The sequence below is a fragment of the Planotetraspora thailandica genome, assembly GCF_016863335.1.
Classification (GTDB): Bacteria; Actinomycetota; Actinomycetes; order Streptosporangiales; family Streptosporangiaceae; genus Planotetraspora; species Planotetraspora thailandica.
The window spans coordinates 72813-88195 of record NZ_BOOR01000004.1; the positions used below are offsets into that span (position 1 = coordinate 72813).

Below are 15383 nucleotides of genomic sequence, written 5' to 3' on the forward strand. Positions count from 1 at the left end.
TCTCGTCGGCCACCCCGCCGGCCGGGATCAGATGTTGACGGTGCCCATCTGCTGGGCGTTGTAGCGTCCGCCGGAGACCTGCGCGGCCAGCGACTCGAGCGCGGCGAATTCCGCTGCGCCGAGTGTGACCTCCAGGGCGGCGGCGTTCTCCTCCAGGCGGTCGACGCGTCGCGTCCCGGGGATCGGCACGACGTCGTCTCCCTGGGCGAGCACCCAGGCGAGCGCCACCTGGGCAGGGGTGGCGCCGATGCCCGCGGCGATCTCGCCGATCTTGCCGGCGAGCGCCTGGTTGGCGGCGAAGTTCTCCCCCTGCCAGCGCGGGTGGGTGTGGCGGACGTCGCCGGCGGTGAGGTCGCCCGCCGCGCCGGTCAGGAAACCGCGGCCGAGCGGGCTGTAGGGGACCAGGCCGATGCCGAGCTCCCGCAACGTCCGCAGGAGCTCGCTTTCGATGTCGCGGGTGAACAGCGAGTACTCGTACTGTCCCGCGCTGATCGGGTGGACGGCGTGGGCCCGCCGTACGGTCGCGGGCGCGGCCTCCGAGACGCCCAGGTGGAGCACCTTGCCGGCCTCGACCAGCTCCTTGAGCGCTCCCCAGGTCTCCTCGATCGGGACGTCGGGATCGACGCGGTGCTGGTAGTAGAGGTCGATGTGGTCGACGCCGAGCCGTTCGAGCGAGGCGTCGCAGGCCTTGCGCAGGTAGTCGGGGCGGCCGTTGGATCCGAGCCGGGTGCCGTCGGGCAGTCGCTCGATGCCGAACTTGGTGGCGATCACGACCTCGTCGCGGCGGCCGGCGACGGCCTTGCCGACGAGCCGTTCGTTGGTGAACGGCCCGTACGCGTCGGACGTGTCGAGGAAGGTGATGCCGAGGTCGAGGGCGCGGTGGATCGTGGCGGTGGACTGGGCGTCGTCGGCGGGGCCGTAGAAGTCGCTCATTCCCATGCAGCCCAGGCCGAGCGCGGACGTGCGCAGATCTTGGCCGAGCGCGCGCTGCTTCATTGCTCCCCCATCGTGGTGTCGTGGCGCCGATCGAAAAGGTCACGCATCGCCGCTTGTCCGCCGGTTTCGCGGCGCGGGACGCGGGGTGCGGGGTGATCGACATGTCCAGTCTTCTCCTTGGAGTGCACTCCAAGTCAAGCGGCCCCGGATCGTAGTGGTCCGGGGCCGTCCCGGGGGAGACGCCGCCCATTTCAGGGGATCAGGTAGGGCCGGGAAGAGTCGAGCAGGCCACGCTCGGAGAGCGCGCCGTACAGGGGGGTCGTCTCGGGGTGGTGGCCCCAGGTGTGGTCGCCGGAGCCGTCGCCCGCGTGCCCGAGGAGTTGGCGCTGCACGGGGGTCAGGTGGGCGAACCAGTCCTGCTCGGGCAGGGCGGCGACCTCGTCGCGGATGGTGATCCACCGGTAGGTGTAGCCGATGAAGACGACCTTGCGCGTGAAGTCGGAGTAGTTGTCCGAGCGCGCGTGCCACAGGCGGCGGTCGAACAGCAGCACGTCGCCGGGGTTGACGGTGAGCTCGACGGCGTCCGCGGGCTGGGGGAAGGTCATCGTGCGCTTGGGCGGGCCGGGCAGCCAGTTGGTGGTGTGGCTTCCCGGGATGACGGTCAGGTTGCCGCGGCCGGGCTGGGACACGTCCGACAGCCAGAAGGCCAGCTTGGCCGACATCCTGGGCCGCGGGTCGGTTTCGATCTCCCTGTTCTGGCGGCCGCCGTCCTGGTGCCATTCCCAGCGGAAGGGCCGTTCGGTCCTCAGCCGGGGGTGCACGTCGAAGTGCGAGTGGTAGACGTGCACGTTCCAGCCGAGCAGGGACCAGATGTAGGAGAAGGCGACAGGGTGGTCCAGGAGTCCGGCCAGTTCGGGGCAGTGGGTCACGGCGCTCAACTGGTGCAGGGCGACGCCTGCCGCGCCCTCAGGTGAGCTCGTGTACGCCCGGTCGATCGCGCCGCGGTAGAAGTCCACCTCCTGCGGGCTCAGGACGCCGGGGATGAGCAGGTAGCCGTCCCTGTTGAACTGCTCCCGCTCAGCTTCGGACATGGGGGCCCAGGCGTTGAGCATGGAGACGTGAGTCATGGCCGGTTCCAATCGTGAATGTGGAGAGGTCGTCGTTGCGACGAGTGGGTCACCCTGTTGTTTCCCGATGGCCCCATTTGCGTTCGCGTATCAGGTGTGATGCTCGCCGGACGCGTGAAGTTCTCCGGAGATGCCGGCCTGGGCCTCCTGACCTGGCCGGAGTGGGCCGCGGCGGAATTGTCGGTGGCGTCGGTCACCATGGCGTCATGGCTTCGTGGCAGGAGATAGAGCAGGAGATCCCCGAGTTGGCCGCCCGCGTGCTGGCGGTCATGGGGGTGCGCAAGCACAAGGCGATGGCGACCGTCCGCAAGGACGGTTCGCCGCGGATCAGCGGCACCGAGGTGGAGTTCAAGGCCGGCGAGGTCTGGCTGGGCTCGATGCCCCGGGCGGTGAAGGCGCTCGACCTGCTGCGCGACCCGCGGGTGGCGATCCAGGCGCAGTCGGACGACCCGGACGAGTCGAATCCCGGGGCGTGGATGGGCGACGCGAAGCTGGCGGGCCGGGCGGTCGAGGTCACCGATCCGGAGGTCGTGCGGAACTTCGGGGGTCCGCCGGGGCAGGAGTTCCACCTTTTCCGGATCGACGTCACCGAGGTCGTGCTGACGAAGGTCGACGAGGAGGGCAAACATCTCGTGGTCGAGATGTGGCACGAGGACGGCGGGCATCGCGTGGTGAAGCGCACGTAGCCTCGCTCGTTGCGGGCGGCCTCAGGCCTGTGGCCCCTAGGTCCCTGTACGGGCGGGGGCCGTCCGGGCCGGGTGCCGGGTGCTCTTGGGCAGTGCGGGCATCGCGCGATCAGTGCACGCTCATGCCGCCGTCGACGCGGATCTCCTGCCCGGTGACGAACGCTGAGGCGTCCCCGGCGAGGAAGACCGTGGCGGAGGCGAAGTCGGCGGGCTCGCCGTTGCGGCCGATCATGTGGCGCGCCGCCATCGCGTCCACGCGTCCGGGGATGGCCTGGGTGGACGCGGTCAGGGGAGTGAGCACGAAGCCGGGGATGATCGTGTTGCTGGTGACGCCGGAGGCCGACCAGGCCTCTGCCTGCGACCGGGTCAGGCCGCAGATGCCCGCTTTGGAGGCGCCGTAGACGCCGCTGTCGCCGAAGGCGCTGATCGACTGCTGGGATCCGATGTTGATGATGCGCCCCCAGCCGCGCTCGGCCATCAGGGGGCCGAAATGCTGGCCCAGCAGGTAGGGGGCGGTGAGGTTGAGCGCGATGGTCTGGTCGTAGTCCTCGGTGGTGAGCTCTCCCATGGGGCGCCTGATGTTGTTGGCGGCGCTGTTGACGAGCACGTCGATGTCGCCGAAGAAGCCGGCGGCCTGCTCGCAGACGCGGGCGACGGCCGTGCGGTCGGCGAGGTCGGCGGCGATGGAGGCGGCGCGCACGCCGTGGTCTTCGAGCCGGGCGACGGCCTTGGTCAGTTCCTCTTCGCGGCGGGCCACGATGACCACGGCGGCTCCGGTCCTGCCGAGCGCCTCGGCGATGGCGTGGCCGATGCCGGAGCTTCCGCCGGTGACCAGGGCGACGCGGCCGTGGAGGGCGAACAAGGACTCAAGATATGCCGACATGTCGCAGGAAGTTACCAGGCGCCGGGCCGGAATTGGTGGGATGTTCGGCTGAATCGTGTGGCCGTGTGTCTGCGGCCTCGTGTGTCGTCGTCCGTGCTGCCGTCCGTGCCGTCGGTTGCGGTGTCTACGGCGGTGTCTACTGCGGCGTCTGTTGTGAGGTCTCTTGCGGGCGGCAGCGCGCGGCGTCGTCTTCGGCGGCCATCTCCCGCATCGCCGCCTGGATCTTCCGCATGACGGTCTCCAGGGTGCGGAGCGTCTCGGTGTCGAGCCGTTGGAGGATCCGGCGGTAGCCGGCGGCCCCGGCGTCCATGATCTCGGCGGTGAGCCTCTTGCCGGCGTCGGTGAGCTCGACGCGGCGGATCCGCCGGTCGTTGGGGTCTTCTCTGCGGGCGGCCAGGCCCTGGGCGACGATGCGGTCGACGATGCCGGTGACGGTGCCGAGGCCGACGTGGAGGTGGCGGGCGAGCTCCTGGCCGGCTGTGGACCCGTGGGATGCCAGGAACATTACGACTTTGAGCTGCTGCATGGTCAGGTTGGAGGCGATGATGGGCAGCGACCGGTCGCGGGCGAAGAACCGGCCGAGTCCTCGTTGCAGCTCGGCGAGGCGGCTGATGATCTCGTCCCGCTCATCGGCCGGGGTCTGGTCGCCGGTGTGATCCGGACCGGGGCTCGGCGTGCCGACGTCGGCTGCTGCGTCGCCGGGCCGCCCTGTTCGACAGTCGCTCACGTTCACCTCTCGCCTGGAGAGGTTACCAGAAGTTAATGGCCCGCTAAATGTTCGTGCGATGCGAAGTGTTATGGTTAGGCGAAACACTTAGCGTCTCAACTTCGATGTGTACGGTTAAGGAGCTTGCCAGATGACCTCCCTGGCCAGGCTGAGCCTTGCCAACCGCAGTCTCGTCATCATGATTGCGCTTGTGCTCGGTGCTTTAGGCGCCTTCGCGATTCCCTCGCTGAAACAACAGCTTTTCCCCTCGCTGGAGTTCCCGGCGGCGTTCGCTGTGGCGAGCTATCCCGGCGCCTCGCCTGAGATCGTCGAGGAGCAGGTCACCAAACCCATCGAGAGCGGCTTCCAGGGCCTTCCCGGCGTGACCTCGGTGACCTCGACCTCGAAGGAGGGCACCGCGCAGATCCAGGTGTCCTACGAGTTCGGCACCGACGTCGACGACATGGTCAGCAAGATGCAGCAGGCCGTCGCCCGGATCAAGCCGCAGCTGCCCGACAGTGTGGACCCGCAGGTGGTGGCCGGGAGCACCGACGACATCCCGGTGATGGTCATCGCGGTCGACGACGCCGGTGACCCGCACGGCACCTACGAGAAGCTCGAGCAGGTCATGGTGCCCCAGTTGCAGGGCATCAGCGGCGTGCGCGACGTGTCCGTCAGCGGCGCCGCGGAGAAGCAGGTCGTGATCACGCCCGACCAGGACAAGCTCGCTCGGCACGGTCTGTCGGCGGCGGCGATCCCCGACCTGCTGCGCGCCAACGGCACGCTCATCCCGGCGGGCAGCTTCAACCAGGACGGCCGCTCGCTCACAGTGCAGACCGGCGACCGCATCCAGACCGTCGACGACCTGAAGAACCTCTACCTCGTGCCCGCCCCTCCGGCTCCGCAGGCCGCCCAGGGCGCCGCGGCGGGACGGCTGCCCGGTGGGGCGGCCCGCGCCGTCAAGGCTCCCAGGCCGCCCCAGCCGGTCAAGCTCGGCGACGTGGCCACCATCGCCATCAAGGACGCGCCCGCGACCGCGCTGACCCGCACCAACGGCAAGGCGAGCCTCGGCGTGTCCATCACGATGACCCCCGACGGCAACGCGGTGCAGATCTCCCACGACGTGCGTGACGCGCTGCCCGGGCTCACCCACTCCCTGGGCGACGTCTCCCAGATGACGGTGGTGTTCGACCAGGCGCCCTATGTGGAGCGTTCGATCGAGGACCTGACCACCGAGGGCCTGCTCGGCCTGGCCTTCGCCGTACTGATCATCTTGGTGTTCCTGCTGTCGGTACGGTCGACGCTGGTGACGGCGGTGTCCATCCCGCTGTCGGTGGTCATCGCCCTGATCGCCCTGTGGGTGGGCGACTACTCGCTCAACCTGCTGACCCTGGGCGCCCTGACCATCGCCATCGGCCGGGTCGTCGACGACTCCATCGTGGTTCTGGAGAACATCAAACGACATCTGACGTACGGCGAGCCGAAGCGGCAGGCCATCGTGGCCGCGGTGCGCGAGGTGTCGGGCGCGGTCACGGCCTCCACGCTGACGACGGTGGCCGTCTTCCTGCCCATCGCGTTCGTCGGCGGTCTGGTCGGCCAGCTGTTCAGCCCGTTCGCGATCACCGTGACGGTGGCGCTGCTCGCCTCGCTGCTGGTCGCCCTGACGGTCATCCCGATCCTGGCGTACTGGTTCCTCAAGTCGCCCGCCCTGACCCCGCAGGAGGCCGAGGCCGCCCGCGAGGACGCCGAGCGCAAGGAGCTGCGCAGCCCGCTGCAGCGGATCTACCTGCCGGTACTGCGGTTCGCCACCAGGCGGCGGCTGGTCACCGTACTGATCGGCGTGGTCGTCTTCATCGGCACGATGGGCCTGGCGCCCAACCTGCGGACCAACTTCCTCGACTCGTCCGGCAACAACACCACCCAGATCAACCAGCGCATGCCGGTCGGCACCGACCTGGCCACCACCGACGCCGCGGCCAAGAAGGTGGAGTCGGTCGTCTCGTCGGTCAAGGGCGTCGAGTCCTACCAGGTCACCGTCGGCGGCGGAAACCAGTTCATCGCGGGCGTCGGGGGAGGGGCCGACCGCGCCTCCTTCTCCATCACGATCGCCGACGGCGTCGACACGCCGGCGCTGGAGCAGAAGCTGCGCGACCGGCTCAAGACCCTGTCGGACGTGGGCGACGTCACGGTCGGCGGGGGAGGGGGCGGTGGCCTCAACTCCAACCAGCTTCAGGTGATCCTGCAGGGTTCTGACACCGACCAGCTGAAGAAGGCCGCCGACGCCGTCAGCGGCGCGATGTCCGGGATCGGCGGCCTGCGTGACGTGTCGTCCAACCTCGAGGCCAGCGCTCCGCGCGTCGAGGTTCACGTCGACCGGGAGAAGGCCGCCGCCAGGGGCCTCAACGAGGCCGGCATCGGCCAGCTCGTCGCTCAGTCGTTCCGGGGCACCCCGGTCGGCTCGCTCGACATCGACGAGCGCTCCAGCGACATCGTGCTGCGCCTCGGCGACGCGCCCGACGACATCAACGCGATCAAGAACCTGAAGGTCCCCACGGCCACCGGGTTGATCAAGCTGAGCGACGTGGCCGACGTGGCCAGGACCGACGGGCCGACGCAGATCACCCGGCAGGACGGCGAACGGACCGCGACCGTATCCGGGACGGCCGACGCCTCCGACCTCGGCGCGATCACCACCAAGGTCACCGACAAGCTGAAGACGCTCACCCTGCCGGCCGGGGTGAAATACGAGATCGGCGGAGCGAGCTCCGATCAGGACGAGGCGTTCTCCAGCCTCGGCCTGGCGATGCTCCTGGCGATCGCCATCGTCTTCATGATCATGGTGGCGACGTTCCGCAGCCTCGTACAGCCGCTGATCCTGCTCGTGTCCGTCCCGTTCGCGGCGACCGGCGCGATCGGGCTCCTGCTGGCCACCGACACCGCGCTCGGCGTCCCGGCGCTGATCGGCATGCTGATGCTGATCGGCATCGTGGTCACCAACGCGATCGTGCTGATCGACCTGATCAACCAGTACCGCGCCAAGGGGCTGGGCATCGTCGAGGCCGTCATCGAAGGCGGCCGGCGCCGGCTGCGTCCCATCCTCATGACGGCGATCGCGACGATCTGCGCGCTCACGCCGATGGCGCTGGGCGTCACCGGCTCGGGCGGGTTCATCTCCCAGCCGCTGGCCATCGTCGTGATCGGCGGCCTGATCTCCTCGACCCTGCTCACCCTGGTGCTGGTGCCCACCCTCTACACCATGGTCGAGCGGACCAAGGAGCGGCTGCGCCGTACGCCCAAGGCGCCCAAGGGCGGCGAGGACGTGACGGTGTACGACAAGGAGGCATTGGCCCCGGCCAAGTGACCGGGCCGACGATCCTGTGACGCAGCCGCGGCCGTTTCGGCCGCGGCTGCGTCCTTTGGTGCTGCCACAACAGTGATCGGGGGAGCCCGCTCAGCGCGCGGCGGGTGTGCCCTCGGGGTCTCGTCCGGGGGTCCACCGGTCCTCGTGAACAGCGTCGTCGAGAGACCGGCGGCGACGCCAGCCGTGCCGTTCCAGGTCGGGCACCCTCTCCAGGTGGGTGACCGGGCCCAGGCACAACCAGGCGACGGGGCGGACGGTGGACGGGATGCCGAGCAGTTCCCGCAGGAAGTGCTCCCGATAGAACGACACCCAGCCGACGCCCAGCCCCTCCGCGGTGGCGGCCAGCCACAGGTTCTGAATGGCGAGGCACACCGAGTAGAGACCGGTGTCGGCGATGGCGTGCCGGCCGAGCACCGCGGGGCTGCCTCGATCGGCGTCGTAGGTCACCACGACCGACAACGTCGACTCCAGCACCCCGTCGATCTTGATACCGGCGAACCGCTCGGCGGCTCCGGCGTCGAGCGTGGCGGCGAAGGTGTCCCGCTCGTGCTGGACGTGCCTGTGGAACGCCTCCCTGGTCGCCCGGTCACGGACGACGATGAAGTCCCACGGCTGGGACAGCCCCACGCTGGGTGCCGCGTGGGCCGCGGAAAGGATCCGGGTGAGTGCGTCGGCGGCGATGGGGGCGCCGGTGAACTGGCCGCGCACGTCGCGGCGGCGGTGGATGACGTCGTAGAACTGGGTGTTCATGGGCAGGCTCCCGCTGCGATCAAGCCCCGAAGCGGCCTTGTGGCTTGGGAAGCCCAATGCAGCCCGGGGCGACGGACGCGAGGCCGGTCTTCGGACTCCCAGATCTACGCCTGTCCGCCCGCCTTCCCAGCCGTACGGCCAGTGGCTGCGCTCACGCGCGTGGGCGGCGGCTCCCTGGTCACCGCGGCGGGCCCGTGCCGGACTCTCACCGGCTTCCCGATTCTCCTCGACGACGCGAGGCACCTCGCAACAGTCGTGCCGCGATCACCTTACAGGCCCGCGGAGACTCGCCCCCGGGGGTCCACGGCACGGGGGATCGGGCGCGGCAAATAGACTGATCCGACGTGAGTGCCAAGCCGCGAATCCCGAATGTCCTGGCCGCCCGCTACGCCTCGGCGGAGCTGGCCCGCCTGTGGTCCCCCGAGCACAAGGTCGTGCTGGAGCGCAGGCTCTGGCTGGCCGTGCTGAAGGCCCAGACCGACCTCGGGATCGACGTTCCGGACGGCGTGGCCGCCGACTACGAGAAGGTTGTCGAGCACGTCGACCTGGCCTCCATCGCCGAGCGCGAGCGGGTCACCCGTCACGACGTCAAGGCCCGCATCGAGGAGTTCAACGCCCTGGCCGGCCACGAGCACGTGCACAAGGGCATGACCTCCCGCGACCTGACCGAGAACGTCGAGCAGCTGCAGATCCGCGACAGCCTCCTGCTGGTCCGCGAGCGTGTCGTGGCGCTGCTGGCCCGCCTCGGCCGGTTGGCCGCCGAGCACACCTCCACCGTCATGGCGGGCCGCTCCCACAACGTCGCCGCCCAGGCCACCACGCTCGGCAAGCGGTTCGCGACCGCCGCCGACGAGCTGATCGCCGCCTACGAGCGGCTGGAGAACCTGCTGGACCGGTACCCGCTGCGCGGCATCAAGGGCCCGGTCGGCACCGCCCAGGACATGCTCGACCTGCTCGGCTCCGCCGAACGCCTCACCGAGCTGGAAGACCGCGTCGCCGCCCACCTCGGGTTCTCCCGCCGGTTCACCAGCGTCGGGCAGGTCTACCCCCGCTCCCTCGACTACGACGTGCTGACCACGCTCGTGCAGCTGGCCGCCGCGCCGTCCTCGCTGGCCAAGACCATCCGCCTGATGGCCGGGCACGAGCTCGTCACCGAAGGCTTCAAGGAGGGCCAGGTCGGCTCCTCGGCCATGCCGCACAAGATGAACACCCGCTCCTGCGAGCGGGTCAACGGCCTGGCCGTGATCCTGCGCGGCTACGCCTCGATGGCGGGCGAGCTGGCCGGCGACCAGTGGAACGAGGGCGACGTGTCCTGCTCGGTGGTTCGCCGAGTCGCGCTGCCCGACGCGTTCTTCGCCTTCGACGGCCTGGTGGAGACCATGCTGACCGTCCTGGACGAGTTCGGCGCCTTCCCCGCCGTCATCGAGGCCGAGCTGGACCGATACCTGCCGTTCCTCGCCACGACCAAGATGCTCATGGCCGCCGTGCGCGCCGGGATGGGACGCGAGACCGCCCACGAGATCATCAAGGAGCACGCCGTGGCCTCCGCGCTCGCCATGCGCACCCAGGGGACCGGCAACGCCCTGCTCGACCGCCTTGCCGCCGACACCCGCTTCCCGCTCGGCAGGGACCAGCTCGACGCCCTGCTGGCCGACCGCATCTCCTTCACCGGCGCCGCACCCGACCAGGTCGCACAGATCACCGACGACATCGCCCGGATCGCCGCCGCCCACCCCGGCGCCGCCGCCTACGCCCCCGGCGCGATCCTTTGAGAGAACTCACCCGTACGGCGGAGGTCGTGGACGCCTCCGCCGACGACGACCTGATCGTGTGGACCGCCCAAGGCATGAAACCGGGCGTGCGCGCCTGGGCCGACGGCGACGCGGTGGTCGTGGCCAGCCCCCGGGCCTCCCGCCGCGACCGGATCGCCGTCCACGGCGACGCCGCCCGCGCCGCCCGGCTCGTACGGCACGCCCTGGCGGAGGTGGGGCCGTCGTTCCGGCCGTTCGGCGACCGCGCGCTCCTCCACGAGGTCACCGGCGCCGTCGACGGGCTGGAGATCGCCGGCGGCTTCTCATGGATGACGACCACCGGCCTGACCGAAGGCGCTCGATCGGGAGCCGGATGGTTGTCCCCGGACGAGGACCCGGACGTCACCGACCTGCTCAAAACGGCGAACCCCGACTCCTACGCCGTACCCGGCATCCCGGAGGTCCGCCGATGGGCCGGCATCCGCGACGACGCAGGCGAACTTCTCGCCGTCGCCGCCGACGCCTGGTCGGCCCCCACCGTCGGCCTGCTCGCCGGGGTCGCAACAGCCGTACAGGCACGCGGGCGCGGGCTGGGGGAGCGGGTCTGCCGGTTCGTCACCGCGGCGCTGCTCGCCGAACACCACCGGGCATCCCTCATGGTCGACGATGCGAACCCCTCCGCGCTCAGCCTCTACGCACGCCTGGGGTTCAGCCGCCGCCTGGTCGCCGCCTCGGGCGTCACCGGTTCCGCCTGACGGGCCGGGCCGTACGGCGCTCGCGCCCCGCGCGCGGCCGGGGCGTCGAAAGCGTCCACCACGCCGGGCAACTCGGACAGCGTCGTGATCGTCGCGACCCCGCCAGGGGAGGCGGACCCAGCGCAATAACGGTCCAGCCAGACGCCGCGCATCCCGACCCGCGCCGGGCCGACCGCATCCAGCATGAGGTTGTCTCCGACGAGCACGATCTCCTCGGGCCGCAACCCCAGCTTGGCCGCGGCCCGCAGGTAGCACTCGGCCCACGGCTTGAAGTAGCCGCCCAGCGAATCGGGCGTCAGCACCGGATCGAGGCGGTCCATCAACCCGATGCGGCGCAGCTTGGCCTCCTGCTGCACGGGCACGCCATTGGTGAGCACGCCCAGCGTCAGCCCCCGCCCCGACAACGCCTCGATCGCCTCACCGGCGTCGGGAAATGCGGCCCAGGCCTCCTCGTACCACACGAGGAACCGCGCATACGCGGCGTCGAGGTCGGCGGGGACCGGCACCTGCATCCGGCCGCAGAACTCCCTGAGCCTGCGCCGCCGCTGCTCGGAGAACGAGCACTCCCCGGCATGCCAGGCCGGGAGGTGCTTGTTCTCCAGATCCAGCCACAACGCCGGAGCCTCCATCGACAGCGGATGCCCCGGACAGAGCGACTCCGTCCAGCTCGTCGCGGCGAACGCGACCGCCCGGCGATGATCGAAAAGGGTCTCGTCGAGGTCGAACAGAATGGCCCTGATCACGTACGCCATGGTCGCCAGCCGGTGTTTCGCCGAGATTTCCGGCGCATGAAAGCCCGCGACCCGGGCCGTCAACCCCTGTCAGGGCCGGCGACCCGCGTTCGCGTGCACGGCGTCCCGCACATAGACGGCCAGCCCCTCGGCCACCTTCTCGTAGTGGACCGCGAACCGGGGATCGGCCACGTACATGTCGCCCAGGCCCTTGTGCATCTCCGGCGAGCAGTCGTAGAACCACCGGGTGATGTGCAGGCGATGCCGCTCGGCCACGTCCATCGCCGGCTCACCGCTCGCGGGAACGCCGGCCGCGAACGCCGCAGCGAAGTCACGCAACACCGCACCGGCCTCCTCGCCGATGGCCTGCCAGTCCTCCTTCGTGTAGGAGGCCGTCCGGCGGCGGCTCTGCTCGAACGCCTCCGTGCCGCCCCACCGCTCCTCGGCCTCCTGCGCGTGCTCGTCGGGGTCGAAGTCTCCGAACACCTCGAACCGCTCCTGCGGGGTCAGTGAGATTCCCATCGTGTGCGCCTCCATGGCCGTCTCCACCGCAGCCACCATCGCCCGGAGCCTGTCGATCCGCCGCAGCAGCAACTCGTGCTGGCGCCGCAGATGCGTCATCGGGTTCAACCCGGGCTCGTCCACGATGGCCGCGATCTCTTCGAGGGGGAACCCGAGCTCCCGATAGAACAGCACCCGCTGCAACCGGTCGAGATCAGGCTCGGTGTACCGCCGGTATCCCGCGCTCGTCCGCTCGCTCGGCGACAACAGCCCGATCTCGTCGTAATGATGCAACGTCCGCACGGTCACCCCGGCGAACGCGGCGACCTGACCCACCGAGTAGCTCATCGGCTCACCCCTCCTTCCAGGACCCAGCGTGGAGCCTCCCGTCGCGTGAGGGTCAAGAAAGACTCGTGCACGCAGGTACACGAGAAAGCGCTACGTGAGGCAGTCGCTGATGAAGGCGAGGGTGAGTTCTTCCAACCTGCGGCGGTCGGAGCCGGGGACGTCGCGTAGCGGGCCTTTTCCGGTGAGGACCGCCATGCCATGGACGGCGGACCAGATGGGATATTCGATGCCGTTGCGGCGTCGCAGGTCGAGTACGCCGGCGGCGACCAGTTCGTCCAGTGCGGTGCGCAGTTGGCCGAGAGGGCTGCGGTCCGGCTCGCTGGTGTCGTTGCCGGTAGCGCTGTAGGCGTGTTGCTGCGGCAGGGCGAACGCGGTTGCGAACAGGCCTGGTTCATCGTGAGCGAAATGGAGGTAGGCCGCTCCGATCGCGCCGAGACGATGGCGGGCCGCGATGGGGTCGCCGTACTCGCCGGGCACGCGGGCGACGTCGGCGGCCATGCGGTCGCCCAACTCGGCCATGGCCGCGGTGCAGACCGCGGCGAGGAGTTCGTCGCGGTCTGCGAAGTGGCGGTAAGCGGTGTTGGGCACGACGCCGACGATCCGGGTCGCTTCGCGAAGCACCACGGCGTCGGGACCGCCGGTGCGGGCCAGTTCGAACCCTGCGGCGATCAGGCCATCGCGGACGGCGCCCCGGGGTCGCCGTCGCCCTGCCGGGGGTCTTTCCGCTGTTGGTCGGCCCGTGTTCACTCGGCCACGATAGCAATGTGGACAGTGTCCACCAGCCGAGCTAAAGTGGACGGTGTCCACTAAGTCGGCAGAGGGCGGACGGACGTGAGGCCGCCGCGATACCCGGAGCGTTTCGGGTCTTCCAGCGCATGGTCGCGGCAGGGCCATGACGATGAGACGACCACTTGCACCCGAACGGACATCACCATGACCAGGATGACCTTGCTGCTTGAACGCAACGAGCAATTCGCTCACGACCACACCCCGGTGCCGCTCGCACCGCCGACCGCCCAGCTGCTTGTCGTCACCTGCCTCGACCACCGAGTCGACCCCGCGATCGTCCTCGGGCTTCGGCTCGGAGACGCTCCCGTCATCCGCAACGCGGGCGGACGCGTCACCCGCGCCGTGATTGAGGACATCGCCTACCTCGCTTTCCTGGCCGAGAAGGTGTTCGGCATGACTGGCAGGCTTTTCGAGGTGGCCGTCGTCCACCACACACAATGCGGAACGGGCTTTCTGGCCGACCCTGCCTTTCGGCGTGACGCCGCGCAGGCGACTGGCATATCCGAGGCGACGCTGGGAGCCACCGAGGTCGCCGACCCACAGGCCACCGTGAGGACCGACGTCGAGCGGCTTCTCGCGTCGCCTCTGCTCTCGCCCACAGTGAGTGTCTCCGGCCACGTGTATGACATCGGCACCGGACGCGTCACCACCATTCTCGACGCCCGGTATCCCCAGTCGGCGGACGCTTGACATCGATGGGTGACGTCACTTCTGACGACTTCTGAACCGCGCCGCCCTACTCACCGCGGCGAGTGGTGTGGGCGAGGCTCAGGCGGCCAGTTCGGCAAGGACGGCTTGGAGCCTGTCGGCCTCCAGCCCGGTGACAACACCGCCTTCGAACCCGCGGCTGAGTCCTGCGGAGCGGTCTTACCGACACCCGGCCTGGGACGGCCCGCCGCACGCGCGAGTGGATCAGTTCGCGGATTCATCATTCATCCCGCTCCACCTGATCCCGCAGCAGCGGATGGGAACGCATCGCCACCTCCAGCTCGCCCGGCAGCTCATCGCGATAACGCCCCAACGTCGACAGATCGCTGTGCCCCAGTACCCGCCGCACCGCGTCCATGTCGGTCCCGTCTGCCAGCAGATGCGTGGCCGTCGTGTGCCGCAGCCCATGCGGCGTCACACTGCGCCTGCGACCCGCCTCCACCCGCTCCTGCACCCGGTCGATCACCGCCTGCACGTCGCCCCGCGCCAGCCGGCGACCCCGCCACGACAACAACAGCGCCTTCTCGCCCTGCGCCTTCGGCGCGACACCCCGCCGTACGACGAGGTAGGCGTCGAGTACCTCGGTCACATCACGGGGGAGCGGCACGTCCCTCGTCTTGCCGCCCTTGCCGAAGATCCGCCAATAACGCACCCCGTCATTGGTGTAGAAATCCTCCACATTGGCCCTGACCAGCTCCGATACCCGCGGCCCCAGCGTCGCCAGCAACAAGACGACCAGCGCGTCACGCACATCCGTACGCTGATCCCTCCTGCCCGCCGGTGCGGCGACGGGGGAGCGGGCCGCCCCGATCAGCCCCTCCGCCTGCTCCTTGGTCAACGCCCGCCGCTCGGCCCGCAGCCCGCCCCGCTCTCTGGCCGTCACCGACGACGACGCCATCGGGTTCAGCTGCACCCACCCCGCCGACGCCGCATGCTTGAACAACGCCGACACCGACCGGCGGAAACGCGCCTGCGATGCCGCGCTCTGCGTGGCCTGGCCCCCCGAACCGGCATCTTGCCTGCGCCGCTCGTCCGGCTTGCGGGCGAAGGCCAGCAACACCGCGTCCACGTCCTCACCCGTGAGGTCGTCGAGCACCCGGCCCGGGCCCGCCAGCCGTACGAAGGTGGTGACATCGCGGGCGTAGACCTCGGCGGTGGCGGGGGACAGGCCCCCCGTCACGGTCTTGGCCCGGACCAGATCCACGTAACGGTCGGCGGCCTCCTCCACGGACAACCGGTTCACCTGAGGGGGCAGCATGATCGAAACCGTATCGCCGCCCACCGACATCCGGAGCCTCGCTCACCCCGGTCGCGCACATCCCGCCGTGGGCGTCACCGATCACCGACCGGA

14 protein-coding genes and 1 riboswitch are annotated in these 15383 nt (G+C 69.9%); of the genes, 5 read left to right on the plus strand and 9 right to left on the minus strand.

The window, feature by feature from the left end; translation table 11 throughout:
• Positions 1-27: 27 nt before the first annotated feature.
• Together Pth03_RS01225 and Pth03_RS01230 are read right to left on the minus strand one after the other, a co-directional pair.
• Positions 28-996 carry an aldo/keto reductase gene (locus Pth03_RS01225; protein ID WP_203942185.1) on the minus strand — a complete coding sequence of 323 codons (969 nt, stop codon included), beginning with the start codon at positions 994-996 and terminating at the stop codon, positions 28-30.
• Between the two features lie 191 nt (positions 997-1187).
• Complete coding sequence (locus tag Pth03_RS01230; RefSeq protein ID WP_203942186.1) at positions 1188-2063, minus strand: phytanoyl-CoA dioxygenase family protein; 876 nt, start codon at positions 2061-2063, stop codon at positions 1188-1190.
• Between the two features lie 206 nt (positions 2064-2269).
• Here Pth03_RS01230 and Pth03_RS01235 point away from each other — a divergent pair, with 206 nt between their 5' ends.
• A complete protein-coding gene (locus tag Pth03_RS01235) occupies positions 2270-2749 on the plus strand; it encodes a pyridoxamine 5'-phosphate oxidase family protein (protein ID WP_203942187.1) in 480 nt (159 codons plus the stop codon).
• Positions 2750-2858: 109 nt separating this feature from the next.
• Here Pth03_RS01235 and Pth03_RS01240 read toward each other — a convergent pair whose 3' ends face one another.
• The gene (locus tag Pth03_RS01240; protein WP_203942188.1) at positions 2859-3632 is read right to left on the minus strand and encodes an SDR family NAD(P)-dependent oxidoreductase; all 774 of its coding nucleotides are present in this window, start codon (positions 3630-3632) and stop codon (positions 2859-2861) included.
• A gap of 136 nt (positions 3633-3768) precedes the next feature.
• The gene (locus tag Pth03_RS01245) at positions 3769-4359 is read right to left on the minus strand and encodes a MarR family winged helix-turn-helix transcriptional regulator (RefSeq protein WP_203942189.1); all 591 of its coding nucleotides are present in this window, start codon (positions 4357-4359) and stop codon (positions 3769-3771) included.
• Between the two features lie 130 nt (positions 4360-4489).
• Between Pth03_RS01245 and Pth03_RS01250 the strand changes: the two genes are divergently transcribed.
• Positions 4490-7699, plus strand: coding sequence for an efflux RND transporter permease subunit (locus Pth03_RS01250; protein WP_203942190.1), 3210 nt, complete (start codon positions 4490-4492; stop codon positions 7697-7699).
• A 90-nt stretch (positions 7700-7789) separates the two neighbouring features.
• Here the strand turns inward: Pth03_RS01250 and bluB are convergent, their stop codons facing one another.
• Positions 7790-8449, minus strand: a complete 660-nt coding sequence (gene bluB, locus Pth03_RS01255; protein WP_203942191.1) for a 5,6-dimethylbenzimidazole synthase — start codon at positions 8447-8449, stop codon at positions 7790-7792.
• A gap of 64 nt (positions 8450-8513) precedes the next feature.
• Positions 8514-8711, minus strand: a riboswitch (cobalamin riboswitch).
• 82 nt (positions 8712-8793) lie between these two features.
• On the opposite strand from bluB, the gene purB reads away from it, so the two are divergent.
• Together purB and Pth03_RS01265 are read left to right on the plus strand one after the other, a co-directional pair.
• A complete protein-coding gene (gene purB / locus Pth03_RS01260) occupies positions 8794-10221 on the plus strand; it encodes an adenylosuccinate lyase (protein WP_203942192.1) in 1428 nt (475 codons plus the stop codon).
• Positions 10218-10955 (plus strand): GNAT family N-acetyltransferase, encoded by a 738-nt coding sequence (locus tag Pth03_RS01265; RefSeq protein ID WP_203942193.1) that lies wholly within the window; start codon positions 10218-10220, stop codon positions 10953-10955. The genes purB and Pth03_RS01265 overlap by 4 nt, the downstream gene beginning before the upstream one ends.
• Here the strand turns inward: Pth03_RS01265 and Pth03_RS01270 are convergent.
• From Pth03_RS01270 to Pth03_RS01280, 3 genes are all read right to left on the minus strand, one after another.
• On the minus strand, positions 10892-11698 hold the full coding sequence (locus Pth03_RS01270; protein WP_203942194.1) for an HAD family hydrolase: 807 nt from the start codon (positions 11696-11698) through the stop codon (positions 10892-10894). The genes Pth03_RS01265 and Pth03_RS01270 overlap by 64 nt on opposite strands.
• Positions 11699-11776: 78 nt before the next feature.
• Positions 11777-12535, minus strand: coding sequence for a MerR family transcriptional regulator (locus tag Pth03_RS01275; RefSeq protein ID WP_203942195.1), 759 nt, complete (start codon positions 12533-12535; stop codon positions 11777-11779).
• A 90-nt stretch (positions 12536-12625) separates the two neighbouring features.
• Positions 12626-13282: a TetR/AcrR family transcriptional regulator gene (locus Pth03_RS01280; RefSeq protein WP_203942196.1), complete on the minus strand. Its 657-nt coding sequence runs from the start codon at positions 13280-13282 to the stop codon at positions 12626-12628.
• 195 nt (positions 13283-13477) lie between these two features.
• Here Pth03_RS01280 and Pth03_RS01285 point away from each other — a divergent pair, with 195 nt between their 5' ends.
• The gene (locus tag Pth03_RS01285; protein WP_203942197.1) at positions 13478-14014 is read left to right on the plus strand and encodes a carbonic anhydrase; all 537 of its coding nucleotides are present in this window, start codon (positions 13478-13480) and stop codon (positions 14012-14014) included.
• 238 nt (positions 14015-14252) lie between these two features.
• Here the strand turns inward: Pth03_RS01285 and Pth03_RS01290 are convergent, their stop codons facing one another.
• Positions 14253-15290: a tyrosine-type recombinase/integrase gene (locus tag Pth03_RS01290; protein ID WP_203942198.1), complete on the minus strand. Its 1038-nt coding sequence runs from the start codon at positions 15288-15290 to the stop codon at positions 14253-14255.
• Between the last annotated feature and the right edge of the window lie 93 nt (positions 15291-15383).